Origin of the sequence: Pseudomonas putida (assembly GCA_041071465.1) — a bacterium.
GTDB lineage: Bacteria > Pseudomonadota > Gammaproteobacteria > Pseudomonadales > Pseudomonadaceae > Aquipseudomonas > Aquipseudomonas putida_P.
In genome coordinates this window covers 2,387,254-2,411,459 of the sequence record CP163498.1, presented here as the reverse complement: position 1 = coordinate 2,411,459, position 24,206 = coordinate 2,387,254, and the positions used below count along the sequence as shown (strand labels likewise).

Genomic DNA, 24,206 nt, shown 5'->3' with positions numbered 1-24,206 from the left:
AGCCGATCCCACATGGATTGCGTGAAATATCGCGTCGTCAGCTTTGACTGGTTTTATTTCCCTGCCAAGGGATAATCAGCCCCTCCTCCTGCATTCCGAGGGTTTTTACACCTATGTGGTACAACGGCCTGCTCGACTTGTCGGCCTGGCAACTGGTGGGCATCACTTTGTTGATGACCCACGTGACCATTGTCAGCGTCACGGTCTACCTGCATCGCTACTCCGCGCACCGGGCCTTGGAGCTCAACGGCGCGCTCAAGCATTTCTTCCGTTTCTGGCTGTGGCTGACCACGGCGCAGAACACCCGCGAGTGGACCGCCGTCCACCGCAAGCACCACGCCAAGTGCGAAACCCCCGACGACCCCCACAGCCCGGTGTACAAGGGCCTGAGTACGGTGTTGCGCAAAGGTGCCGAGCTGTACCGTGAAGAGGCACGCAACCCCGAAACCCTGCGCATCTACGGCAAGAACTGCCCGGAAGACTGGATCGAACGCAACCTCTACTCGCGTTACAAGCTGGGCGGTATCGCACTGATGGCAGTCATCGACCTGCTGCTGTTCGGCACCATCGGCATCACCATCTGGGCGGTGCAGATGATGTGGATTCCGTTCTGGGCCGCCGGTGTGGTCAACGGCCTGGGCCATGCCCTCGGCTACCGCAACTTCGAATGCCGCGACGCCGCCACCAACCTGGTGCCGTGGGGCATCGTCATCGGTGGTGAAGAACTGCACAACAACCACCACACCTACCCCAACTCGGCCAAGCTCTCGGTCAAACGCTGGGAGTTCGACATGGGCTGGGCCTGGATCCGCCTCTTCTGCCTGCTGCGTCTGGCCAAGGTGCAGCGTGTGGCGCCCATCGCTCATCGGGTGGCCGGCAAGGCCAACCTGGACATGGATACCGCCATGGCCATCCTCAACAACCGCTTCCAGATCATGGCCCAGTACCGCAAGCTGGTGATCGGCCCGCTGGTGAAACAGGAGCTGGCACGCGTCGATACCTCGGTGCGTCACCGCTTCCGCCGTGCCAAACGCCTGCTGTCGCGTGAAACCAGCCTGCTGGAAGACCGCCACCACGTGCGCATCGAGTCGATGCTCGCGCACAGCCAGGCACTGAAAACCATCTACGAAAAGCGCCTGGCCCTGCAGCAGATCTGGGCACGCACCAGCGCCAACGGCCACGACATGCTGGCGGCCATGAAGGACTGGGTACACGAGGCCGAAAGCAGCGGTATCCACGCCCTGCGCGACTTCGCGGCACAACTCAAGACCTACTCCCTGCGCCCGACCGGCGCCTGACCACCGTTGATCGGCACGCCCCACCGTGGGGCGTGCCGTCCGGAACTTAGCCCCCACGTTCCCACTCAAATTCGGCACATCGCCCGCGTGGCGGGCCGGATGCTTTCACGTTGAGACCCGCTTCGTGCACATGGCCAAGAACATTCCAACGACATTGCCCGGCACCCCACCTCCCGAAGCCGCCCAGACGTTACTGGCACTCCTCCACGCCCAAGGCGAGGTTGCCCGCCTGAGTGAGCGCGATCAGCTGTTCAGCTCGCTGCTCGACAGCGTCAATGCGGTGCTCTGGGCCTTCGACTGGGAAACCCGCCAGGTGCTGTATGTGAGCCCCGCCTACGAGCGCATCTTTGGCCGCCCCGTCAGCCTGGTGCTGGCCGACTACAACGAATGGCGTGACAGTATTTACCCCGATGACCTCGAGTTCGCCGAACGCAGCCTGGCTCAGGTGCTGCTCAAGGGCGCAGTGGAAGACCGCGAATACCGTATCCTCAATGCCGACGGGCAACTGCGCTGGTTGAGCGACAAGTGCTACATCAACCAGCAGCACGATGGCGACCGGGTGATCATTGTCGGTATCGCCGAAGACATCACCGAAAAGAAGCAGCTTGAAGGGGAGCTGCAGCGCCTGGCCACCACCGATGTGCTGACCCAGAGCAGCAACCGCAGGCACTTCTTCGAGTGTGCTCAGCAAGCGTTCGACAGCGCCCGCGAAGACGGCACGCCGCTGGCCTTTCTGTTGCTGGATATCGATGACTTCAAGCGCATCAACGACAGTTACGGCCACCAGGAAGGCGATCAGGTGCTGCAACACATCGCCGACAGCGGCAAAGCCGTGCTACGCCGTGGCGACCTGTTCGGCGCATTGGCGGCGAGGAGTTCGCAGCGGTGTTCCCAGGTTGCAACGCCGAGGTCGCAGAACAGATTGCCGAGCGTTTGCAGCGGCAGATTCAGCGCTTGAGCTTCAGCCATGGGCAGCAGACCTACGGGGTGACGGTGAGCCAGGGGCTGACCGGGCTGACCGAAGAGGATGTAACGCTGGATAGCCTGTATGCCCGAGCCGATGCGGCGATGTACCAAGCCAAGCGGCAAGGCAAGAACCAGATAGTCCGCGGCTGATCAGGCAACGTACAGGATGGCACCGGCTTTGGCCGGTGTTCGCCGGCTCGCCCGCTCCTACAGGGGCTACACCGGCGGCTCTTCCTGCGGTTTGACTTCGGGGTTTTCCACCTTGCGCAGCCGGTTCAGCTCCGGCAAGCCCAGCTTGAGCAAGCGTGCGGTCTTGCCGCTGGCTACTTCTCTCAGCCCCTGCTCAGCCGGCAGCCGCGACAGCTGCCCTGCCAGGCTCATGGCCAGGATCTCCCGCGAATACACGCCGCCGCCCAACTGGTAGATCGCCGCGATCAATTCGCGCAAGGCCAGCGGCAGCCGCCAACGGGTACGCAGCGCCGAACCGAACGCCGCACCAAACTCATCCAGCGACTGCTGCACATTGCGCTCGTCCAGCTCCCCTCCGGCCAGCCGCCACTCCTGCAGGCAGCGCAACACCGCCAGGTCACCCAGGCAATGCAGCAAGCCCGCGCAGTAACAACGCCCTTCGTCCAGCTCGAGCAGACGCGCCAGGGTGCGGCCATATTCCGCCGTATGCAGCGACAGGTCCCAGTAACGGGCCGCGTGCTCAGCCAGCAGTGGGTCGCTGAGGCGTGCGCTGCGCTTGAGGGTCATGCCCAGGATCAGGTTCATGCTCTGGGTGCTGCCAAGCTTGTTCAGGGCTTGCAGCAACGTCTGCACCGGCGCCTCACGGTGCAAGGCCGCGCTATTGGCCGCCGCGATCAATACCGCCGTGACCTGCGGGTCGTTACGCACCTCCTCTTCGAGCACCTTCAGGTTCAGGCCCTGGGGGTTGAGCGCGCGCTTGATAGCCACCTGCACATCGGCCAACAGCGGCCCGCCATCGGCGTTAGCGCGACGCTGTTCAAGGTAGGCCGGCAGGCTGGCACCCGGCTGCAAGGCCGGCATTGGGCAGGCGATCTCTTCGCCAACGGCCACCAGCAGCTCTTCCAGGCGCTTGCGCAGGTTGTCCAGGTTCAACGGTTTGCTCAGGTAGGCCGTGGGGTGCAGGGGCAATGCCTCGCGCACACTGGCACTGTCGCTGCGGTTGCTCATGAGAATGAACGGCAGCCCCGGCCCTTTGGCGCGCACCTTGCGCAACAGGTCGAGGCCATCGACACCGGCCAGCTCGCGGGCGGCGATGATCAGGTCAGGCTTACTGGACAACGCACTGAGCGCTTGCGAGCCGTCGGCGCATACTTGCAGGCGCGCGTCACAGCGCACGCTGAGCAGCATTTCGCTGAGCATGTCACGTACCCAGGGATCGCCCTCGACAATCAGTACGTTTGGTGCGGTGGGGTTTGCAGCGCTCATCGCCAACTACTCCTGAATAGCCTGACACACAGTCCGTCGCAGCTTCCCAAGCAAATCCTCCGCTAACCATAGCGCCCCAAGGCTTTTCTGGGCACAAAAAAACCCGCCGAAGCGGGTTTTTTCAGAAGCGCGTCACATCAAGCGAGTTCAGCGAAGCACTCTTCGATGATGGCCAGACCTTTGTCCAGCAGTGCGTCTTCGGCAGTCAGCGGTACCAGGATACGCAGAACGTTGCCGTAGGTGCCGCAGGACAGCAGGATCAGACCCTTTTCGCGTGCCTTGGCAACCACCTGGCCAACAGCAGCAGCGTTCGGGGTGTGAGTGCCTTTCTCGAAGACTTCAACAGCGATCATCGAGCCCAGACCACGGACGTCGCCGATGATCGGGTGCTTCTTCTGGATTTCGCGCAGGCCGGTGGTCAGGCGCTCACCCACAGCCTTGCTGCGGTCCAGCAGTTTTTCTTCTTCGAACACTTCGATCACGGCCAGGGCCGCGGCGCAAGCGATCGGCGAACCGGCGTAGGTGCCGCCCAGGCCGCCCGGAGCGATCGCGTCCATGTACTCGGCCTTGCCGCACACACCGGCCAGCGGGAAGCCGCCAGCGATGGATTTGGCGAAGGTGGTCAGGTCAGGCGCAACGCCCATCTGTTCCATGGCGAAGAAGGTGCCGGTACGGCCAGCGCCAGTCTGTACTTCGTCGGCGATCAGCAGGATGCCGTGCTGGTCGCACAGGGCGCGCAGGCGCTTCATCAGCTCTTTAGGCGCTGGCAGGAAGCCGCCTTCGCCTTGTACTGGCTCGAGGATGATCGCGGCGATGTCGCGTGGCTCGGCGTCGTTCTTGAAGATGCGCTCGACCGAAGCGATGGCATCGTCAACGCTGATACCGTGCAGTTCGCTCGGGAACAGGGCGCGGAAGATACCGCCTGGCATCAGGCCCATGCCAGCGGAGTACGGCACAACCTTGCCGGTCAGGCCCAGGGTCATCATGGTACGGCCGTGGTAGCCGCCGGTGAAGGCGATGACGCCAGCGCGGCCGGTGGCGGCACGGGCGATCTTCACGGCGTTTTCAACGGCTTCGGAGCCGGTGGTGACCAGCAGGGTCTTCTTGTCGAAGTCGCCTGGGACCAGCTTGTTGATCTTTTCGCACAGCTCTACGTAAGGTTCGTAAGCCAGGACCTGGAAGCAGGTGTGGCTGACCTTGGTCAGTTGCTCTTGCACGGCCGCAACCACTTTCGGGTGCAGGTGGCCGGTGTTCAGCACTGCGATGCCGCCGGCGAAGTCGATCAGTTCGCGGCCTTCAACGTCGATCACAGTCGAGTTCTTCGCGGTGTCGACGAAGATCGGGTGGATCTGGCCAACGCCACGTGGGACGGCAGCTACACGACGTTGCATCAAGGATTCGTTGGTCTTGCTCATAATGCCCTCATTGCGCCGACAGGAATGGCGCTTTTATTCGGGGGGCTGGGAGTGCTCGCGAACAGTATTCGTTGATCGACTGCCGCAAACGCCCTGGCCACCAGGTACTGCGATGTAAAAAAGGCCAGCGAGACGTCGCTCTCGCGCCCCGCTGGCAGAGGTAAAGCCTTTACCGTGCTATCAGACGCTGATGCACAGGTATTTGATTTCGAGGTAGTCCTCGATACCGTACTTGGAACCTTCGCGGCCCAGGCCCGAAGCCTTGATGCCACCGAACGGCGCCACTTCGTTGGAGATCAGGCCGGTGTTGATACCCACCATGCCGTATTCCAGCGCTTCGGCAACACGGAACACGCGGCTCATGTCGCGGGCGTAGAAGTACGAGGCCAGGCCGAACTCGGTGTCGTTGGACATGGCGATGACTTCGGCTTCGTCTTTGAAGCGGAACAGCGGCGCCAATGGGCCGAAGGTCTCTTCCTTGGCGACAGCAGCAGTCTTCGGCACGTCAACCAGAATGGTCGGCTCGAAGAAGTTGCCTTCGATCAGCTTGCCACCGGACAGCACCTTGGCGCCTTTGCCAACGGCGTCTTCGATGTGTTCCTGAACCTTGGCGACAGCCTTGCCGTCGATCAGCGGGCCAGTGGTGGTGCCTTCTTCCAGGCCGTTACCGATCTTCAGCTTGGCCACAGCAGCGGCCAGCTTCTGGGCGAACGCGTCGTAGACGCCGTCCTGCACGTAGATACGGTTGGCGCAGACGCAGGTCTGGCCGTTGTTGCGGTACTTGGAGATGATCGCGCCTTCGACCGCCTTGTCCAGATCGGCGTCGTCGAACACGATGAACGGGGCGTTGCCACCCAGCTCCAGGGAAACCTTCTTGATGTCCTTGGCACATTCTTCCATCAGCTGGCGACCGATTTCGGTCGAGCCGGTGAAGGACAGTTTGCGTACCAGGGAGTTGCCGGTCAGCTCGCCGCCAACTTCACCAGCGCTACCGGTAACCACGCTCAGCACGCCAGCCGGGATACCGGCACGGTGGGCCAGTTCTACCAGGGCCAGGGCGGAGTAAGGGGTTTGCGAAGCAGGCTTGAGCACCATGGTGCAGCCAGCGGCCAGGGCCGGGCCGGCTTTACGGGTGATCATGGCGGCCGGGAAGTTCCACGGCGTGATGGCCGCGGTAACACCGATTGGCTGCTTGATGACGATCAGGCGCTTGTCTGGCTGGTGGCCAGGGATGGTGTCACCGTAGATGCGCTTGGCTTCTTCGGCGAACCACTCGATGAACGAGGCGGCGTAGGCGATTTCGCCCTTGGCTTCGGCCAGTGGCTTGCCTTGCTCGGTGGTCATCAGGCGAGCCAGGTCGTCCTGGTTCTCGATCATCAGTTCGAACCAGCGACGCAGCTTGGCCGAACGCTCTTTGGCGGTCAGGGCACGCCAGGCCGGCAGGGCCTTGTCGGCGGCTTCGATGGCACGGCGGGTTTCCGCGGTACCCATCTTCGGCACGGTACCGATGACTTCACCGGTGGCCGGGTTGGTCACCTTGATGGTCTGGCCGTTGTCCGCATCCAGCCACTCACCATTGATATAGGCTTGCTGGCGGAACAACTGAGCGTCTTTGAGCTGCATGTCGGCTTCCCGAATTGTTGATTGTTGAAAAGCGCCCAAGGCAGGGCATCGAGCGTTTGAAATCTCAAACGAATGCTAAGCGGCTGCTGGGGTGTTGGACAATAGGCTGTTCGAAAAAAAGAACGAATGGTTGAACAGCCGAGTGGAAAATTCATCATCCCGCATGATGGCAACCGGCCTCGTCGCGGGCTCATCAGGGCGCCGAACCGCCGCGAAGAGGCCGGTACAGGTTAGACGAATCAACTGAAGGAAATGTGATGGGAGGACCGACGGCCCTCCCGAAGGGGATGAATCAGAACGCCTTGGCCAAGTCGATCACCAGTGCTCGATAACCGACCGAGCCCGGCTGCCGGCTGTGTACCTTCAGTTCCACCAACACCTCCTGGGTCCCGCGCCGCACCTCGTTGAGCACGGTAGTGGTCAATTTTTCGGGGTGAGGAAGTTCACCGAAGCCGAGTAGATGAACTGGGTGTCGGTCTCTGGCCGGTAGGCCACCACCGAGGTCACCGGGCTGTACCACTCGTCGCCGCGTGCCTTGCCGTACTCCCACACCTGCTCGACCGTGCCCTCGGCTTCGTCGATGCGGTACTCCACTGCCCGGCTGTAGTTGCCCGCCAGCTTGGTCGGCGCAAAGTCACGCCCCCAGCCATTGTCGAACACGGTCAGCGTGCCTTTGCCGGTCAGCCAGGCGGTGTGCTGGGTCCACGACCAGTCGAAACCTTCGCTTTCAACCGGTTTCAGTACCTTCTCACGCAGGTGCTGCGGCCAGCCTTGAGGCGAAGCAAGAATCCACTTCACCTGCTTGTCGCGACCAACCTTCACCACGCCCTGATGCCGTGCTGAAACGATGATGCTGTCGTCATCGGCGTCGTAATCGATGGCATTGACGTGTGCCCAGTTACGCCCGGTGCCCACCCCCGGCGTGTCACCAAAGGGCAAGTCGCCCTCGGCCAATTCGTTGGCCAACCGCTCGTCCTGTTTCTGCACCCCAGGCGGCAGTTGGATCGCCGCCTTGCCGAGGGTTTCCAGCAGATCGCCTCGGTAGGGGTCGAGGATTTGGTTGAGGTCCCAGAAATCGAGCACATCCCCGGCCTCGCTGACCTCGATGATATGGTCACGGATCGAGCGCACGCGCTTGCCGTCAGGGCGGCGGTAGTCGCTGGTGCCGAACCCGTAGCAAGTAGGTGCCATTGCTGGTTTCGCGGATTTCATGGGAAAAGTCGGCGAACTTGTCGGGCAGGCTGCGCTGCCAGATGCGTCGGCCCAGCAGGTCATACTTGGAATAGGTCTGGCCCTGGCCCCAGATCAGCTTGCCGTCGCGGGTCTGCTGGAAGCCCATGGTGCCGCCCAGGCTATCGCGGCGGTTGGAGTCGTGGATCTGTTCGATATCCAGGTACCAGCGCACATCGCCATTGCTGTCGGCAATCCAGTTGTTGCCCACCTGGTCCCATTCCGCCGCACCACCCAGGGCATTCCACTTGAAGGCGCGGCCGCCCGGAATGTCGCCCTGCAGATGGTTGAACAGGTACAGGCGCTTTTCGAAGCCCGGCGCCACTTTGACCGGTTCCACCTCTGGCAACGCAGCAGTCTGCTTCGCCACCACGGGCAGACGCACGGCGGGGGCGTAGATCTGGTACTGCTCGCGAATGCGCTCGCCATCGAGCTTGTAGGTCACTTCCACCTGGTTGACGTGGTCCGGGTACAGGCCAAATACCGGGATACCGCCGTAGGTCCACAGCGAACGGTCGGACACGTCATAGACGATGTCCACGCCCCGCTCACCGCGCCCCAGCACACGGACATGCGCGTCACTCAGGCTGCGCCCGCCGTCGCGGATGATCGCGGTCAGCGGCGCCAGGCGGTACGGGTTGACCACCACGTCGCCGAGCAGCGCTTCGTCGCGCTCCGGGACTTTTGCGGTCAGGCAGGCGCCTTCAGGCAGTGCAGGGGTTTGGGTCTTGGCATTCATGGCATAGCTCCTTGTGCTCAGAAGTCGTAACGGGCGGTTGCGCCGAAGGTGCGTGGGGTGCCGAGCACGCCGGCATAACCACCGTTGGCGGAGTTCCACAGGCTGGTGAAGTAGGTTTTGTCGCCGGCGTTTTTCACCCACAGCGACAGGTCGACCACGCCGTCGCCCTGGTCCAGGCGCACACCGGCGGAAAGGTTGACCAGCGCGTAGCTGGGGATCTGGCCGAAATCGGAATCGTCAATGGTGCCCACGGCCTTCGAGCGGAAGGCGTAGCTGGCAGTGACGTAGGGCTCGACATGCTCGGTGGCTTGCCACTTGTATTGGGTGTTGAGGTTGGCGATGTACTTGGAGGCGCCGACCACCTGGTGGCCGGACAGATCGCAGGTGGCAGTGGCATTGGCCAGGCTCACCTCCGGCGGGCATGGGGCGTCCTTGTACTCGGTGTAGCGTACGTCGTTCCACGAACCGTTGAAGTTGACCGTGAGGCCACGAATCGGCAGCGCCGTGGCCTCGAACTCCAGGCCGCGCGAGCGCACGCGCCCAGCGTTGGCCAGGTACTGCACGCGGTTGATCTGGTCGTAGACGTTGGCCTGGTAACCATGCACTTCAGCCCAGAACAGATTGCTGTTGAGTTGCAGGCGGCCGTCGAACAAGGTGCTTTTCAAGCCCAGTTCGGCGTTGTTGACCCGCTCGGTGCCCACCAGCAGCGAATCGGTGCCCAGCCGTGGCGCGGCGCCTACAGTCAGGTTTACACCGCCAGATTTCTCACCGTGAGTCAGGGTGGCGTAGCCCAGCAGTTGCTCGCTGAAGCGGTAGCTCAGGCCCAACAGGCCGGAAGGGCTGAAGCTGTATTGGTTGAGGTCGCCCGAATCATAGGCACCTATCCGGGCCTGGCGCGCGGCGGCAGCGGCCCCATCTACCGCGGCACCGCCGCTGGGCGCATCGCGAGTCACCCAGGCGCTCTTTTCTTCGTAGGTTCCGCGGATACCGGCGGTGAAGTCCAGGCGATCGGTGACATGCCAGGTGCCCTGGGCGAACAGCGCGTAGCTGTCGGTATCGATGTGCCCATCACCGATTGTGTTGACGTTGTTCAGCGCACCGGCCGGGGTCAGGTTCCAGATATCCGCCTGCGGCCCGTAATAGGTGAAGGACTTGTTGTCCAGGTCCTGCTTGAAGTAGTAGGCACCCAGCACATAGTCGAATGCACCACCGGTGGGCGATGCCAGGCGGATTTCCTGCGAGTACTGCTTGTCACGCACCGATACACCGGCACTGTAGAACACCGGCACGTTCAGGCCGTCGTCGTTGCGCGGGGTGAAGTCCCACCAGCGGTAGGCGGTGATCGAAGTCAGGGTGAAGTCGTTGGGCAAGGTCCAGTTGGCCTCCACCGAAGTACCGCCCTGGAACACCGTCACCTGTTGGTCGGCGTCGAAATTGACCTTGCGGTCCTTGCCCGACACCAGCGTCGCGCCCGCCTGGGCGGCCAGGCTTTCGTAGCGATTGACGCCATTGATGGTCGGCCCGGTGCTGTACAGGCTGAGGATGCCGTTGTTGGAGTCTTCTTCGTTGTACTCGCCTATCCAGCGCAGGTTGAAGGTGTCGCTGGGCTTGAACAGCAGTTGGGTGCGAAAGCCCTGGCGCTTGCCGCCGTTGAGGTCGTCACCGTTGTGGATGTTCTTCACATAGCCATCGTCTTCGGTGCGATAGGCGCTGATGCGCCCGGCCAGCGTCTCGCTGATCGGCCCCGAGAAACTGCCCTGGGTTTGCAGGTAGCCGTCTTCGCCGAACGACTGCTGGATGCTGCCTTCGCGGTGGAAGGTGGGCTTGCGCGTGGTGATGTTCAGCACACCAGCGGTGGTGTTCTTGCCGAACAACGTGCCCTGCGGGCCGCGCAGCACTTCCAGTTGCTCGACATCCAGCAGGTCGAATACCGCCATGCCGGGGCGGCCGAGGTAGACGTTGTCCAGGTAGATACCAACGCTGCCTTCCAAGCCGTCGCTGGCCGGGTTGTTACCCAGGCCACGGATCGAGATGCTCGACTGGCGCGCATGCACATAAGCGACGTTGGTGCTGGGCACCAACTGTTGCAAATCCTGCACGCGGTAGATGCGCTGAGTTTCCAGGGTTTCGCTGTCCAACACGCTGATCGGCGTGGGCACGCTTTGCGCGGTTTCTTCCCGGCGGCGAGCATTGACCGTGACGGTGCCGAGCTTGGCTTCCTGTTCCACCGCCGGGGTGGCACTGACCGGCGCTTCGGCAAAGCTTCCGGAGGACGCCGCCAGCAGCACGCCAGCGGCCAAGGGTTGCAAGGTGAAACGCGACGCGCGCGCAGGCCAACGGGAAAGTCCGGACATGCAAATGCTCCTTGAGGCATGGGCCCTGGCGAGCATTTCCGTTGGCGGAACCGAGTCGCGGTCAGACGGGCTTATATTCTTTTAAGTGATATAAATATTTGTAATTCATATTTAGTGGAATAAGTAACACCCTTTATAAGGGGACTCACCCTTGTCAGCAATTGCATTTGACCGAAGGTTTTAATGTAGAAAATGCATATCGATCTGCGTCAACTGCGCCACTACATTGCCCTTGTCGAGCACCGCAGTTTCGTGGCGGCAGCGGCGGCGGTTAACCTGTCGCAATCGGCTTTCAGCCGCAGCATCCAGACCCTGGAGCACAACATCGGCTGCCGCCTGGTGGACCGCGCCAGCAAGGAACTGGCGCCAACCCGCCAGGGGTTGCTGGTGCTGGAGCATTCGCGGCGGCTGGTGCATGGGGCGCACAACCTGGTCAACGAAATTCACCAATTCAACGGCGCAACCACCGGGGTGGTGCGCTTTGGCTCCGGCCCCGCGCCAGCCGGTGGTTTGGTGCCGCGTGCGGTGGCGCGCTTCGTGGCCGAATTCCCGGCGGCGCGCACCTGCTTCCAGGTGGACAACTGGCAGGCGCTGAACCGCAAGCTGGTAGCCGAGGAGATCGAGTTTTTCGTTGCCGACACCCGCCAGTTCGAGTCTGACCCGGATTACCAAGTGCACAAGCTGACGCCGCAACGCTGGCATTTTTGCTGCCGCGCCGGGCACCCGCTGACCAAGCGGCAGAGCGTGCTGGCACGAGACCTGTTCGACTATCCGATGGCCACCACTTTTCGCCCGCCGAATATCCGCAAGATCCTCAGTGACCTTAGTGGGCGGCAGGACTTCTTGCCTGCGGTGGAGTGCGAGCATGGGTACGCGCTGCTGAATGTGGTGATGCACTCGGACACCATCGGCATTGCCTGCAATGCCAATTTGCGGCCTTATCAACGCGACGGCGGGCTGGTGAAGTTGCAGCTGGCGGACCTGACGCCGGAGCAGGAAGAAGCGTGCCATACACGCTATGGAGTGGTGAGCCGGGTGGGGTATGGCTTGTCGCCGCTGGCGCAAGGGCTGGTGAGGCAGTTGATTGCCTGTGATACCGAGATGTAGCTGGGGGCTTCGCCCCCGGATCGCAACACAAGGCCGCTACACATTGGCTCGGCGTGCGCCGTGCTTTTGTGGAAGCGGCCTTGTGTCGCGACAGGGCCGCAAAGCGGCCCCGGCACTCTCAACCTTTACGCGTAGTCCGGCTCAGTTGACCATCCACACCCACCGGCACTTCTCCCGCCAATGTCACCCGGCGCACAACCCGCGGCTGGGTCCCATAATCATCCACCGCATAATGCTGCGTCGCGCGGTTATCCCAAATCGCCACATCCCCCACCTGCCAGCGCCAGCGCACAGTGTTCTCCAGGCGCGTCACATGCCCTTGCAGCACAGCGAACAGGTGCTGCGAATCCGCCAGCGAATAGCCCTTGATGCGTTTAACGAAGTGCCCCAATTGCAGTGCCCGCTCACCACTGATCGGATGCACGCGTACCACCGGGTGCTCGGTTTCGTACACGGTCGATGTGAATACCTTGCGATAACGCTCAAGCTTGGCCGGGTCTACATCTGGCTTGATGCTGGCGTAGTCGTATTCGTTGCTGTGCACCGCCCACAGCTTGTCGGCCAGCTCGCGCAGCGGCTCAGGCAATTCCTGGTAGGCCGCAGCCGTGTTGGCCCACACGGTATCGCCACCGGATGCCGGCGCCACCACGCTGCGCAGGATCGAGGCTTTGGGGTAGGCATCGACGAAGGTCACGTCGGTGTGCCAGGAGTTGGCTCGCTGACCTTCGGCACCATCCAGTTGCAGCAGGTAGCTGGTGCCATCGACCACCGGTACGGTCGGGTGGGCCACCGGCTCGCCGAGCAGTTTGGCAAAACCTTCCTGGCTCTGGTCATCCAGGTGGGTCTGCTCACGGAAGAAGATCACTTTGTGTTGTACCAGGGCCGCCTGAATAGCCTCGACGGTAGCTGCGTCGAGGTCGGCGGACAGTCTTACCCCGCGGATTTCGGCGCCGATACGGCCGGCAACCGGGTGAATGTCGAGTTCAAGGGCTTGTGGCGCGGTGGCCAGGGCAGCATTGCTCATGGTCGTGGTCCTTGCGGTCATTGTCGGGGTTTTTGATGGTTCAGCGGGCGGCCTGCACGGCCTGCTCCTGTTTCAGCGCAGCATCGAGGAAACGCGGTTCGATCCAGTCGGCCACCTGGAAGCCACGGCGAATCAAACGCTCCTTGGCAGCCAGGTCGACGCCTTGCTGCAGTTGGCCGACGAATCCGGCGTCCAGGCGTGGGTCGAAGTAGTGGGCGAGGTCTTCCTTGGCCAGGTCATCGCTGAGGATGCTGCGCGGCCAATTGGCGTTGCTGGCCACCAGATCGATGTATGCCTGACGGTTGTGTTCGTCGCGCAGCCAGGCACTGGCCTGCTCCTGGGCATTGACCAGGCGCTGCACCAGCTCGGGGTATTGACGGATGAAATCGCCGGTGCCCAGCAGCACTGCCTGGGTGCTGCCGGCGCCTTCGAGGTCACGCGAATTGACCGGTAGCTCGACCAGCCCGCGCTCACGCAGCGATAGCAGGTTGGACAGGCCCCAGGTGGCATCGATCTGCTTGGCCGCCAGCGCAGCGTTGGCGGCGTTGAAATCGAGGTTTATCACCTTCAGCTCACGCTCGCTCAGCCCCTGGCTGGCCAGGGCGCTGGCGAACGACAACTGGTTGGCAGTGCCGCGGAACACCGCCACACGCTTGCCCTTGAGGTCGTGCAAGGTCTTGATGCCAGAGCCCGGTACCACGCCCAGGTAGCTCTTCACCCCGCGCACGCCCGCCGACAGCACGCGGGTATCCAGGCCATTGGCCTTGCCGACGATTGCCGCCAGGTCGCCGAGGTACGCGAAATCAGCCTGGCCGTTGGCCAATGCCTCGTTCACCACCGGCCCGGCACCCTTGAAAAAGCGCCAGTCGATGCGGATGCCGTCCTTGGCGAATTCCTTCTCCAGCAATTGCTGGTCACGCAGTACATCGACCACACCACCGGCGCTGGGCTTGCTGCCGGCGCTCAGGTCGGGGACGGCGATGCGGATGCTTGCTGGCTTGGCCGGTTCAGCCGCGTGGGCACTTAGGGTGAACGCCAGCCCAAGGGCGGTAATCAGGTGACGCAACGGGGTTTTCATGGCAAGGCTCCTTGGCAGGCTGCCACCGGCGATGGCCGGCGCTTTGGCCAGAAGCTAGGCAGGTCTGGTTAGAACCCACAAAGATCAAAACTTCATTTTTTAGTAACTGAAAGGCATAAATCAGGCTGCATGCGGGCCTGAGCGGAGCTTGCGGAAAACGCATGGAAAATATGAGGAAAACGCAACGGCAAGGGGCTTCCCCATGCAGAGGACGCATGCTCTTATCTCTTGAATGCTGATTAAGTTAATTTTTAATTCCATAAGTGAATAACTTAACAACGCTTCGGGAAATGGCCTATGAATGGAGTGCTGAGCAGGAATCGGGGGGGCCGCTACGCGGCCCATTCGCGGCGCAAGGCCGCTCCCACAGGGACCGCATTCTCTCTGTGCAGCGGGTTCTGCCGTGGTTGCTGCCTGTGCTGATTGCGCTGCTATGGGAGGTGGCCAGCCGGCAGCACTGGATGAGCGAGCAGATACTGCCGGCACCAGCGCTGGTGTGGCAAAGCGCGCTGGAGTTTGGCGCCGGCGAGCTTTGGGAACACCTGTGGATAAGCTTGCAGCGGTTGTTCTGGGGGCTGGCGGTAGGTATCGGCAGCGGCTTGCTGCTGGGTGTATGGCTGGGCGCTTCGCGTCAGGCGCAGACATTGGTGCTGCCAACCTTCGTGGCGCTGGCGCAGATTCCGACCCTGGCCTGGATCCCGTTGTTCATGCTGTTCTTCGGCATCGGCGAGTTGCTCAAGCTGGTGGTGCTGGTGAAAGCCGTGGTGGTCCCCATCACCTTGCACACGCTGGTCGGTGTGCGCGATGCCCAGCCCAAGCTGCGCGAGGCCGCCGCGGCGCTACGCCTGCCTCGCCATCTGCTGTTTCTGCGCCTGTTGCTACCGGCGGCCCTGCCCGCCTTTCTGACTGGCGTACGCCTGGCACTGGCCACCGGCTGGACCTCACTGCTGGCGGTCGAGTTGCTGGCTTCCAGCGAGGGGATCGGTTACCTGATGGTCTGGGGGCGGCAGCTGTTCATGCTCGACCTGGTGCTGCTGTGCATCCTGGTGATCGGCCTGGTCGGTGCCGTGCTGGAGCGCAGTTTTTCGGCCCTGGAACATCGCCTGCTTTACTGGCCGCAACCGGCCACCGGGGAACACCAGCGCGGTGCTGTGCCGCGTGGCTGGCAAAGCCTGCTGCTTCCCTTGGCGATACTGGCGCTGTGGCAGGCCAGCAGCAGCTTCGGCTGGGTCGACCCGAATATCTTGACCTCGCCACTGGAGGTACTGCGCACGCTGCTGGTCGGCCTGGCTGATGGTTCGCTACCACAAGCCTTGCTGCTCAGCCTGCAACGCACCCTGACCGGCTTGCTGCTGGGTGGCGGCGCAGGCCTGCTGGCCGGCTTGGTGCTAGGGCTGTCCCGTAATGCCGAGCGCCTGTTCGGGCCGAGCCTGACAGCCTTGCGCCAGGTGGCGCTGTTCGCCTGGGTGCCGCTGCTCACCGCCTGGTTCGGCCTGGGCGAAGGGGCCAAGCACGTATTCGTCGGGCTGGCCGCGTTCTTCCCGTTGCTGATCGCTACCCAGCGCGGTATCGCCGGCCTCTCACCACAGTTGGGCGAAGCCGCCCGCACCCTGCGTCTGGGTCTGTGGCAACGCTTGCGCCTGCTGGTACTGCCCGGTGCGGCCCCGGGCATTTTCGCGGGCCTGCGCCTGTCGCTGATCTATGCCTGGCTGGGCACCATCGGTGCCGAATACTTCATGCCCTCGGACGGCGGCATCGCCAGCCTGATGATCGGTGCCCAGCAGCTGTTCCGTATGGACCAGGTGATGGCCGCCATGCTGTTGATCGGCCTGGTCGGCGCCCTGCTCGGCACCCTTGGACAACGCCTTGAATCGCGCGCCACGCGCTGGAGAACCGCATGAACGCCTTCAACACTTCGCACCTGCACGCGGCCAACCAGCCCGACGCAACCCCGCCCCTGGTCAGTTTCGAAGGGGTGGGCAAAGTGTTCAGCGTCGATGGCCAACCGCTCGAGGCCATCCGCAACTTCAACCTTTCGATCAACCAGGGCGAGTTCATCGCCATCGTCGGCGCTTCCGGCTGCGGCAAGTCCACCCTGCTGCGCCTGCTGGTGGGGTTGGATACCGACTACAGCGGCAGCATTCGCATCGACGGCCACGCCGTCAGCGGTATTGGTGGCGAACGTGGCATCGTGTTCCAGGAGCATCGGCTGTTTCCCTGGTTGAACGTGGAACAGAACATTGCGCTGGGCCTGGCCAACGAGTCGCTCACCCAAGGTGAGCGCGCCCGGCGGGTACATGAATTCGTACAACTGGTGGGGCTGGTCGGCTTCGAGTCGGCCTATCCACACCAGCTGTCCGGTGGTATGGCCCAGCGTGTGGCGATAGCCCGTGGCCTGGTAGCCAGCCCGCGCATCCTGCTGCTCGACGAGCCGTTCGGCGCACTGGATGCGCTGACCCGCCAGCAACTGCAGGACGAATTGCTGGCCATTCGCGAGCGGGCGGGCATCACCACCTTGCTGGTGACCCACGATGCCGAAGAGGCGACGTACCTGGCGGATCGGGTTGTGGTGCTGGAGCCACGGCCGGGTCGCATCAAATCGGTGGTGGGCATAGACCTGCCGCACCCGCGCTTGCGCTCCGGCGTAGCGCTGCACGGCCTGCGCGAAAAGGTGCTGCACCAGATCACCGGCGACGGCGGCTACCTGCCGCCACCGTCACGCCGTGTAGAGGGCCTGAGGCCCGAGTTGATCGCCCTCTGAGATGTCGGCATGCCTCCGGCCTGTAGGGATCTGCACAACCAATAAGGTAAAAACAGCTACAGATCAAGGCGATGGACGTCACCGATTCAGATGGGTATCATGCGTGCGCGTTGCACTCGTAGCTCAGCTGGATAGAGTACTGCCCTCCGAAGGCAGGGGTCGTGGGTTCGAATCCCGCCGAGTGCGCCATATCAAAAAAGCCCTGGGCCTGAGCCCGGGGCTTTTTCGTTTGTGCGACAAGTCGCGTTTCTGGTACTCCCGTGCCACGGGTCATTGGTGTTAGCGTGGGCGTCTTCCCGTTTCCGGACGGGTAACCCATAACAATGATTGGCGAAGGAATGCGCGCAACCATGCACCTGAAAAAACTCACCGCCACCACCCTGCTGCTGGCCAGCATCGGCTTGTTCACTCAGCCAGCCCAGGCCAACCTCACCCAGCAGCAGTCCGCTGCCATCGTCAAAGCCTTCGACGGCAGCGACCCAAGCGACTTCAAGCAGTTCCTCGGCAAGCTCAAAGGCAGCGACTTGGCCAAGGCCGATAACCTCGAGGCAACCCTCGACGCCTACCTGGCCAACACACCATTGGCCGCCGAGCAACAGGACGAAATCAACCGCCTGCTCGGCCTGTATACCCGCATCAAGTACGGCAAGGCTGCAACCGAAACCCTGCGCGAACTGGTGGCCATTCCCACCTTCAACGTCGAGGGCACGCCGCAGTACGAAAACCCTGAGTTCCTCAAGATCGCCGACAAGATCAAGGCCCTGGCCGACAGCTTCGGCCTGGCCTTCCGCAACATCGACAACCGGGTGTACGAAATTTCGCTGGGTAGCGGCAAGGAAGTGATCGGCATCCATGCCCACGCCGACGTGGTACCGGTCAACCCGGACAACTGGAAGCTGGCCGACGGTACGCGCTTGGACCCGTTCAAGGTCACCCTGGTCGGTGACCGCATGTACGGCCGCGGCACCGAAGACGACAAGAACGGCATCGTGGTGGCGATGTATGCACTGAAGGTAGCCAAGGATGAAAACTTGCCGCTCGCCCGGCAGTTCAAGCTGCTGATCGACACCACCGAAGAAACCAGCGGTGATGCCATCCCCTACTATTTCGAGCGCAACCCTACACCTGACTACAACCTGGCCCTCGACGGCGGCTACCCAGTGGTCATCGCCGAAAAAGGCTACGGCACGGTCATGGCCAGCTTCAGCAAGCGCCCGGCCACGGGCAAGGGTGCCGAAATCGTCAACCTGACCGGTGGCCTGGCCACCAACCAGATCCCGACCACATCGGTGGCGACCCTGGTGTCCGACAACCCGGCACAGCTGGCCAAACACCTGCAGCAAGCCGGCAGCAAGTATGTGAAGCAGCACGGAAGCGACTTCAGCATCGATGCCAAGGCCGACGGCAAACAGGTGTTGCTCACCGTGACCGGTGTTTCCGCCCACTCTTCGGAGCCGGAGTCCGGGGTGAACCCGGTTGCTCGCATGCTCGACTTCATCAACGGCCTTGGCCAGCAGGTACCACTCAAGCACAACCAGTTCACCGATGCGGCCCGCTACGCGGCCGACAACTGGGGCCTGGACTACCTTGGCAACAAGCTCGGCGTGGCCTTCAAGGACCCGTTCATGGGCCCACTGACCGCCTCGCTGACCTTTGTCGGCGTGGATGACAAGGGCCTGAAATTGGCGGTGAACCTGCGCATCCCCAAAGGCAAACCCATTGCCACGATCAAGGATGAACTGGCCGACAAACTGGGCAAGTGGACCCGGCAAAGCCACACCCCGGTGGCGTTCGACTATAGCCTGGACGAACCGATGTACCGCAACCCCGAAGGCGAATGGGTGAAAGCTTTGCTCGCTGTGGCCTCCGAGAACCTGGGCATGAAGCATGAGTTCGGCACCTCGGCCGGCGCGACCTCGGTGCACGACTTGCCCAATGGCGTACAGTTCGGCCTGGCCATGCCGGACGTGAAATACACCGGGCACAACGACAACGAGTTCAAGACCGTGGACCAGTTCATGCTGGACCTGCAGGTAGTGAGCGAGATGGTGGCACGGCTCGGGCAAATGCCGAAGCTTTGATTGGCAGTCCCGGCCTCTTCGCGGCTAAAGCCACGAGGAGGCCGGCCCAGGCAAACACCCATGACGTTTTTCAATCGACTCCATGCCGTTTCCTGCATTGCCGTGCAGAGCGCCGTGCCGGATGCTTTAGTTACACCGAGACAGCGCTTTTTTCACCCGCAGAGGCCCGTATGAAGACCGTCGAACAAATCCTCAAGACCAAGTCCCAGCACCAGACCGTTTACATCATCGGCCCGGATGACTCGGTGCTCGACGCCCTGAAAATGCTGGCGGAGAAAAACGTCGGTGCGCTGCCCGTGGTCGAGGGCAACCAAGTGGTGGGTATCGTCAGTGAACGGGACTATGCGCGCAAACTCGTACTCAAAGGCCGCTCTTCCGCCGCCACACCGGTGCGCGAAATCATGAGTGCACCGGTGGTCACCGTGGAGCCCAAGCAAAAGCTCGACTTCTGCATGAACCTGATGACCGACCGTCACCTGCGTCATCTGCCGGTGGTCGACAACGGCAAACTGCTCGGCCTGCTGTCGATCGGCGACCTGGTGAAGGAAACCATCGCCGAACAGGCCAGCCTGATTCAACAAATGGAACAGTACATCCGCGGCGAGTGAGCCCCTTCAATGGTAGGCGCGCTCCAGCTCGTCCAGCTGATGGTCAAAGCTGCGCAGGCGCGCCGACCAGGTGTACACCAGCACTTCCAGGTCACGGTTCAGTACTGCCGTATTGCCGTGGCCGCTGTGCGTGGGTTCGCCCAGGTCCAGCTGGTAGCGCTCACGGGCCATGGCCTGGGCCACGCTGGACAGGTCGCGGGCGTTGGCCAGCCAGTGGTGATGATGGTCATGGATTTCGCGATCGAGCACCCGGCACTGGCGCTTCAGCGCATCCAGGCTCTGCTCCAGCGGTGTGCCCTTGAGCTCGCCCATGACTTCTTCGAAGGTGCGCCCCGAATGCCAGTAGCTGCCCCAGAAATACCGGTCGAATACGGTTTCGACGCGGCGCAGCGCCACCTTGGTGTTCCAGATGGTCAGCAACGTTCGCCCCTGGATCACTTCGCGCTTGTTCAGGTGCAACTGCTGCCAGGCGATCCAGGTCAGCGCCACCAGTACAACCGCCACGGTGACTGCGGCAGCGGCATACAGGAAATGCACCGCCTGGTTCATCTGTTGCGTCTGCCTGATGCCATAGAAGTAACTGGCCGTCAGGGTGCCCAGGATCGTCACGGAACACCAGAAACCTGGTGCGTAGGGATCTTTCATCGCGCTATCCCCTTATTGTTTTCCTGAGCATAGCAACGGCCGATCACTCGTCAGGTGCCGCTCGGCGCTTTATTTTCGGGGGCGGCGCAACGCTTCGTTGAGTTGATCGAACGGCACCGCCCAATCGGCATCTTCAATGATGCTCTCCTTGAGAAAAGCACGCTGAGAGTCGGTCCAGAACGGCGCATCCACCAGCTTGGTTTCATTCTTCAGCGGCGAATGGCTGGTGATGAACTGATCGATGCTCTTGGGATCGTCGGGCAAGCCCAACTGCTTGAACAGGTCGGCAAAGGGATGGGTCGGCGCTTCCATGGTTCCTCCTAAGCGCCAGGTAGGCCGTCCACGACGCCCGCCTGGCAGTGGTGTGAAAACATCAGCACAGCTCGCGCACTTCGGCGTGCGGCACCAGCTTCATGTACTGCTCCATGCTCATGTGGATCAAGTGATCGTGATCACCCGCCTCCAGGTAGACATCACCCTGGCGGGTTAGGCTCGGGTCGAGCAGCATTTTTATCTGGTAAGCATCGCCAAGGGCCGGCACTGCGCCGCGCTCGCAGTCATTGAACAAGCTTGGCAGGCCACTTTCACGGGTCAGTTGCCAAGCCCCGGACATGCGAACCTTGCTCATGTCCAGATGCCGGTTGGCCGGCAGCACGGCCATGATGTAGTTGCCATGACGGTCATCGAGCATCACCGACTTGGCGACCCGCTCGGCGGGCACGCCGGCCGTGCGGGCCGACTCCAGGCTGGTGGCCGAATGTGGGTGGGGAATGATGTCGTAGTCGCAGTTGGCCTTGTCCAGGCGGGCCTGCAGGGTCTTTGCCATACGCATGATGCACCTCCGGTTTCGCCCCCCAATCTCCAATTTTAGGCCGGGCCGCGGCAGGCAGGGCTAAACTTGTGTAATACAGGCAAACGAGGTGACGACAGGTGATCGCCCGCAGCTGGTGCTGGGTGTTGCTGCTGTTGTTGCTTGGCATCACGCCAGGTGGCCAGGCAGCGCCTGGTGCAGTGTGGGTGCTGGGCATCGATGACGCCATCGGCCCGGCCAGCGCCGACTACCTGGTACGCAGCCTCGACCAGGCCCAGGCGCAGCGCGCGCAACTGGTGGTTATCCGCATGGATACCCCTGGCGGGCTGGACAGCGCCATGCGCCAGATGATCAAGGCGATTCTCGCCAGCCCCGTGCCGGTCGCCACCTACGTCGCACCCAGTGGAGCCCGAGCCGCCAGCGCGGGTACTTACATTCTCTACGCCAGCCACGTCGCCGCGATGGCTCCTGGCACCAACCTGGGCGCCGCCACACCGGTGCAAATCGGCGGTCCGCCAGGCCCGGGCAAGGACGACAAGGGCAAAAACGGCGAAGAGGAAACCCTGGCACGCAAGCAGGTCAATGATGCCGCGGCCTACATCCGCGGCCTTGCCCAGCTGCGAGGGCGCAATGCCGAGTGGGCGGAGAAGGCTGTGCGCGAGGCCGTCAGCCTGTCGGCCAGCGAGGCGTTGCGGCTGAACGTTATCGACCAGGTTGCCGATGACCTGCCCGACCTGTTGCGCAAACTCGACGGCAAAACGTTCATGGTCGCCAGCCAGCCTCAGCAACTGCACACCACAGACGCAAGCCTGGTCGAACACCTGCCGGACTGGCGCACACGGGTACTGGCGGTGATCACCAATCCCAGCGTGGCGCTGATCCTGATCATGATTGGCGTGTACGGCCTGCTGTTCGAATTCATGAACCCTGGCTCTGCGGTGGGCGGCGTAGTCGGCGGCGTCTGCCTGCTGATGGCGCTGTACGCCCTGCAGCTATTGCCGGTGAGTTTCGCCGGCGTGGCACTTATCCTGCTCGGCATTGCCTTCATGATCGCCGAAGCCTTCTTGCCCAGTTTCGGCGTGGTCGGCTTTGGCGGCATCGTTGCCTTCGTGGTCGGCGCATTGATCCTGATCGATACAGACGCCCCCGGTTTTGGCATCCCGCTGGCCTTGATCGGCACCCTGGCACTGCTCTCGGCATTACTGATCGGCGGCGTACTAGGCATGGCCCTCAAGGCCCGCCGACGGGCACTGGTCAGCGGGGACGCCGGCCTGGTCGGCAGCCTGGTCACCGTTACCCAGGTAATGCCAGACAATCCGTTCTGTGGCCTTGTGCTGGCCCAGGGCGAGCAATGGCAAGCGCAGTGCGCAACAGTGCTGCAAGCCGGCCAGAACGTGCGGGTAACCGCGCGCCATGGCGTCATGCTGCAAGTGAGCGCTGCCGCCGCCGCGCAAGGAGAATGACCATGTTCATGCAAATGGGTTTCGGCGCCGTGCTGATCGTGCTGGTGATGCTGTTGCTGTCGGCGTTTCGCATCCTGCGCGAATACGAACGCGGTGTAGTGTTCCAGCTGGGGCGCTTCTGGCAGGTCAAGGGGCCGGGGCTGATCCTGCTGATCCCGGTGATCCAGCAAATGGTGCGGGTCGACCTGCGCACGGTGGTGCTGGATGTGCCGCCGCAGGACGTGATCACCCGCGACAACGTCTCGGTCAAGGTCAACGCGGTGTTGTACTTTCGCGTGCTCGACCCCCAGAAAGCGATCATCCAGGTCGAGGACTTTTTGGTAGCGACCAGCCAGTTGGCCCAGACCACACTGCGTGCGGTACTGGGCAAGCACGAACTGGATGAGCTGCTGGCCGAACGTGAGCAACTGAACGCGGACATTCGCCAGGTGCTGGACGCGCAAACCGATGCCTGGGGCATCAAGGTGGCCAACGTCGAGATCAAGCATGTCGACCTCAACGAATCGATGGTCCGCGCCATCGCCCGGCAGGCCGAGGCCGAACGCGAACGGCGGGCCAAGGTGATCCATGCCGAGGGGGAATTGCAGGCGTCGGAGAAGTTGATGCAGGCAGCACAGATGTTGGGCAAGGAGCCTGGGGCGATGCAGTTGCGCTATATGCAGACGCTGGGGGCGATTGCGGGGGACAGGACCTCGACCATTGTCTTCCCGATGCCGGTGGACTTGCTGACGGGGCTGGTAGACAAGCAGAAACAATAAAGGCCGCTATGCAATTACTGTAGGAGCGGCCTTGTGTCGCGATGGGCTGCAAAGCAGCCCCCGTGGCCCGATCAGAGAGGTGCGCGGCGCAGGGTCGCCAGGAAGGTCGCCGCCCCAATGAACAACCCGGCAAAAGTCCGGTTCAAACGCTTCTGCTGTTTAGGCGTACGCAGCAAGCGCAACACACGCGAAGCCAACCCGGTGTACCCGGCCATCACCAGCATGTCCACAGTGATCATGGTCACGGTGATCGCCACATACTGCGGCAGCAGCGGCGCATGCGGGTTGAGGAACTGCGGCAGCACCGCCAGCATGAACACCAGCGCCTTGGGGTTGCTGACGTTGACCAAGAAGCCACGCAAGACCAGGCTCAGCGGTTTGCCGATCGGGCGCACGCCGGATTCATCGGTCATGTCCATCGGCAAGGCACGCCACTGCTTGTACGCCAGGTACACCAGGTAGGCGACGCCAAACCATTTGATGACCTGAAACGCCGTGGCCGAGGCAGCCAGGATGGCACCGACGCCGGCAGCGATGATGGCGATCTGCAGGATCAGGCCTAGCTGCAGGCCCAGGGCATTCCAGTAACCACGCCAGAAACCATATTGCAGGCCACTGGACATCGAGGCAATCGCCCCGGCACCGGGTGAAAGGCTGATCACCCAACAGGCGGCAAAGAAGCCCAACCATACTTCCATCGACATCACACACCTCGCTCGAACATTTGTTGCAAAACGTTAAGCTAAGGTTTTGGTGAAAAAATAACCAGCGATTTTTGATGGATTTCTAT

Annotated in this window: 18 protein-coding genes, 1 tRNA gene and 2 pseudogenes; 10 read left to right on the top strand and 11 right to left on the bottom strand. The window is 62.4% G+C overall.

All coding sequences use genetic code 11. The features are described 5' to 3' along the window. Positions 1 to 113: 113 nt before the first annotated feature. Both desA and AB5975_11135 read left to right on the top strand, forming a co-directional pair. Complete coding sequence (gene desA / locus AB5975_11140) at positions 114 to 1,298, top strand: delta-9 fatty acid desaturase DesA (GenBank protein ID XDR22308.1); 1,185 nt, start codon at positions 114 to 116, stop codon at positions 1,296 to 1,298. A 130-nt stretch (positions 1,299 to 1,428) separates the two neighbouring features. Next, a pseudogene (locus AB5975_11135) lies at positions 1,429 to 2,414 on the top strand (GGDEF domain-containing protein). Positions 2,415 to 2,480: 66 nt separating this feature from the next. Here AB5975_11135 and AB5975_11130 read toward each other — a convergent pair. The 5 genes and pseudogenes from AB5975_11130 to AB5975_11110 form a co-directional block, all read right to left on the bottom strand. After that, positions 2,481 to 3,719 (bottom strand): HDOD domain-containing protein, encoded by a 1,239-nt coding sequence (locus AB5975_11130; GenBank protein XDR22307.1) that lies wholly within the window; start codon positions 3,717 to 3,719, stop codon positions 2,481 to 2,483. Between the two features lie 137 nt (positions 3,720 to 3,856). Next, positions 3,857 to 5,134, bottom strand: a complete 1,278-nt coding sequence (gabT, locus tag AB5975_11125; GenBank protein ID XDR22306.1) for a 4-aminobutyrate--2-oxoglutarate transaminase — start codon at positions 5,132 to 5,134, stop codon at positions 3,857 to 3,859. Positions 5,135 to 5,314: 180 nt separating this feature from the next. Then, on the bottom strand, positions 5,315 to 6,757 hold the full coding sequence (gene gabD / locus AB5975_11120) for an NADP-dependent succinate-semialdehyde dehydrogenase (protein ID XDR22305.1): 1,443 nt from the start codon (positions 6,755 to 6,757) through the stop codon (positions 5,315 to 5,317). Positions 6,758 to 7,049: 292 nt separating this feature from the next. Next, a pseudogene (locus AB5975_11115) lies at positions 7,050 to 8,726 on the bottom strand (aryl-sulfate sulfotransferase). Positions 8,727 to 8,743: 17 nt separating this feature from the next. Beyond that, positions 8,744 to 11,080: a TonB-dependent receptor gene (locus AB5975_11110; GenBank protein ID XDR22304.1), complete on the bottom strand. Its 2,337-nt coding sequence runs from the start codon at positions 11,078 to 11,080 to the stop codon at positions 8,744 to 8,746. Positions 11,081 to 11,272: 192 nt separating this feature from the next. On the opposite strand from AB5975_11110, the gene AB5975_11105 reads away from it, so the two are divergent. Continuing rightward, positions 11,273 to 12,187 (top strand): LysR family transcriptional regulator, encoded by a 915-nt coding sequence (locus AB5975_11105; GenBank protein ID XDR22303.1) that lies wholly within the window; start codon positions 11,273 to 11,275, stop codon positions 12,185 to 12,187. A gap of 118 nt (positions 12,188 to 12,305) precedes the next feature. Here the strand turns inward: AB5975_11105 and AB5975_11100 are convergent, their stop codons facing one another. Both AB5975_11100 and AB5975_11095 read right to left on the bottom strand, forming a co-directional pair. Further along, on the bottom strand, positions 12,306 to 13,211 hold the full coding sequence (locus AB5975_11100; protein XDR22302.1) for a TauD/TfdA dioxygenase family protein: 906 nt from the start codon (positions 13,209 to 13,211) through the stop codon (positions 12,306 to 12,308). A gap of 40 nt (positions 13,212 to 13,251) precedes the next feature. Next, positions 13,252 to 14,289, bottom strand: a complete 1,038-nt coding sequence (locus tag AB5975_11095; protein XDR22301.1) for an ABC transporter substrate-binding protein — start codon at positions 14,287 to 14,289, stop codon at positions 13,252 to 13,254. Between the two features lie 290 nt (positions 14,290 to 14,579). Between AB5975_11095 and AB5975_11090 the strand changes: the two genes are divergently transcribed. The 5 genes from AB5975_11090 to AB5975_11070 all read left to right on the top strand — a co-directional run bounded on the left by AB5975_11090 (position 14,580) and on the right by AB5975_11070 (position 19,739). Next, positions 14,580 to 16,190: an ABC transporter permease gene (locus AB5975_11090; protein ID XDR22300.1), complete on the top strand. Its 1,611-nt coding sequence runs from the start codon at positions 14,580 to 14,582 to the stop codon at positions 16,188 to 16,190. Next, on the top strand, positions 16,187 to 17,050 hold the full coding sequence (locus AB5975_11085; protein ID XDR22299.1) for an ABC transporter ATP-binding protein: 864 nt from the start codon (positions 16,187 to 16,189) through the stop codon (positions 17,048 to 17,050). The genes AB5975_11090 and AB5975_11085 overlap by 4 nt, the downstream gene beginning before the upstream one ends. Before the next feature lie 112 nt (positions 17,051 to 17,162). Continuing rightward, a tRNA-Arg gene (locus AB5975_11080) sits at positions 17,163 to 17,239 on the top strand. A 161-nt stretch (positions 17,240 to 17,400) separates the two neighbouring features. After that, positions 17,401 to 19,131: a dipeptidase gene (locus AB5975_11075; GenBank protein XDR22298.1), complete on the top strand. Its 1,731-nt coding sequence runs from the start codon at positions 17,401 to 17,403 to the stop codon at positions 19,129 to 19,131. 170 nt (positions 19,132 to 19,301) lie between these two features. Beyond that, on the top strand, positions 19,302 to 19,739 hold the full coding sequence (locus tag AB5975_11070; protein XDR22297.1) for a CBS domain-containing protein: 438 nt from the start codon (positions 19,302 to 19,304) through the stop codon (positions 19,737 to 19,739). Positions 19,740 to 19,745: 6 nt separating this feature from the next. Here the strand turns inward: AB5975_11070 and AB5975_11065 are convergent, their stop codons facing one another. From AB5975_11065 to AB5975_11055, 3 genes are all read right to left on the bottom strand, one after another. Further along, positions 19,746 to 20,384 carry an NADH:ubiquinone oxidoreductase subunit N gene (locus tag AB5975_11065; GenBank protein XDR22296.1) on the bottom strand — a complete coding sequence of 213 codons (639 nt, stop codon included), beginning with the start codon at positions 20,382 to 20,384 and terminating at the stop codon, positions 19,746 to 19,748. A gap of 69 nt (positions 20,385 to 20,453) precedes the next feature. After that, complete coding sequence (locus tag AB5975_11060; GenBank protein XDR22295.1) at positions 20,454 to 20,696, bottom strand: DUF2789 domain-containing protein; 243 nt, start codon at positions 20,694 to 20,696, stop codon at positions 20,454 to 20,456. Positions 20,697 to 20,757: 61 nt separating this feature from the next. Beyond that, positions 20,758 to 21,216, bottom strand: a complete 459-nt coding sequence (locus tag AB5975_11055; GenBank protein XDR22294.1) for an aminoacyl-tRNA deacylase — start codon at positions 21,214 to 21,216, stop codon at positions 20,758 to 20,760. A 98-nt stretch (positions 21,217 to 21,314) separates the two neighbouring features. Here AB5975_11055 and AB5975_11050 point away from each other — a divergent pair, with 98 nt between their 5' ends. Continuing rightward, positions 21,315 to 22,658 (top strand): nodulation protein NfeD, encoded by a 1,344-nt coding sequence (locus AB5975_11050; GenBank protein XDR22293.1) that lies wholly within the window; start codon positions 21,315 to 21,317, stop codon positions 22,656 to 22,658. 2 nt (positions 22,659 to 22,660) lie between these two features. Next, positions 22,661 to 23,416, top strand: coding sequence for a slipin family protein (locus AB5975_11045; protein ID XDR22292.1), 756 nt, complete (start codon positions 22,661 to 22,663; stop codon positions 23,414 to 23,416). Between the two features lie 71 nt (positions 23,417 to 23,487). Here the strand turns inward: AB5975_11045 and AB5975_11040 are convergent, their stop codons facing one another. Next, positions 23,488 to 24,120 (bottom strand): LysE family transporter, encoded by a 633-nt coding sequence (locus tag AB5975_11040; GenBank protein XDR22291.1) that lies wholly within the window; start codon positions 24,118 to 24,120, stop codon positions 23,488 to 23,490. Positions 24,121 to 24,206 lie beyond the last annotated feature (86 nt).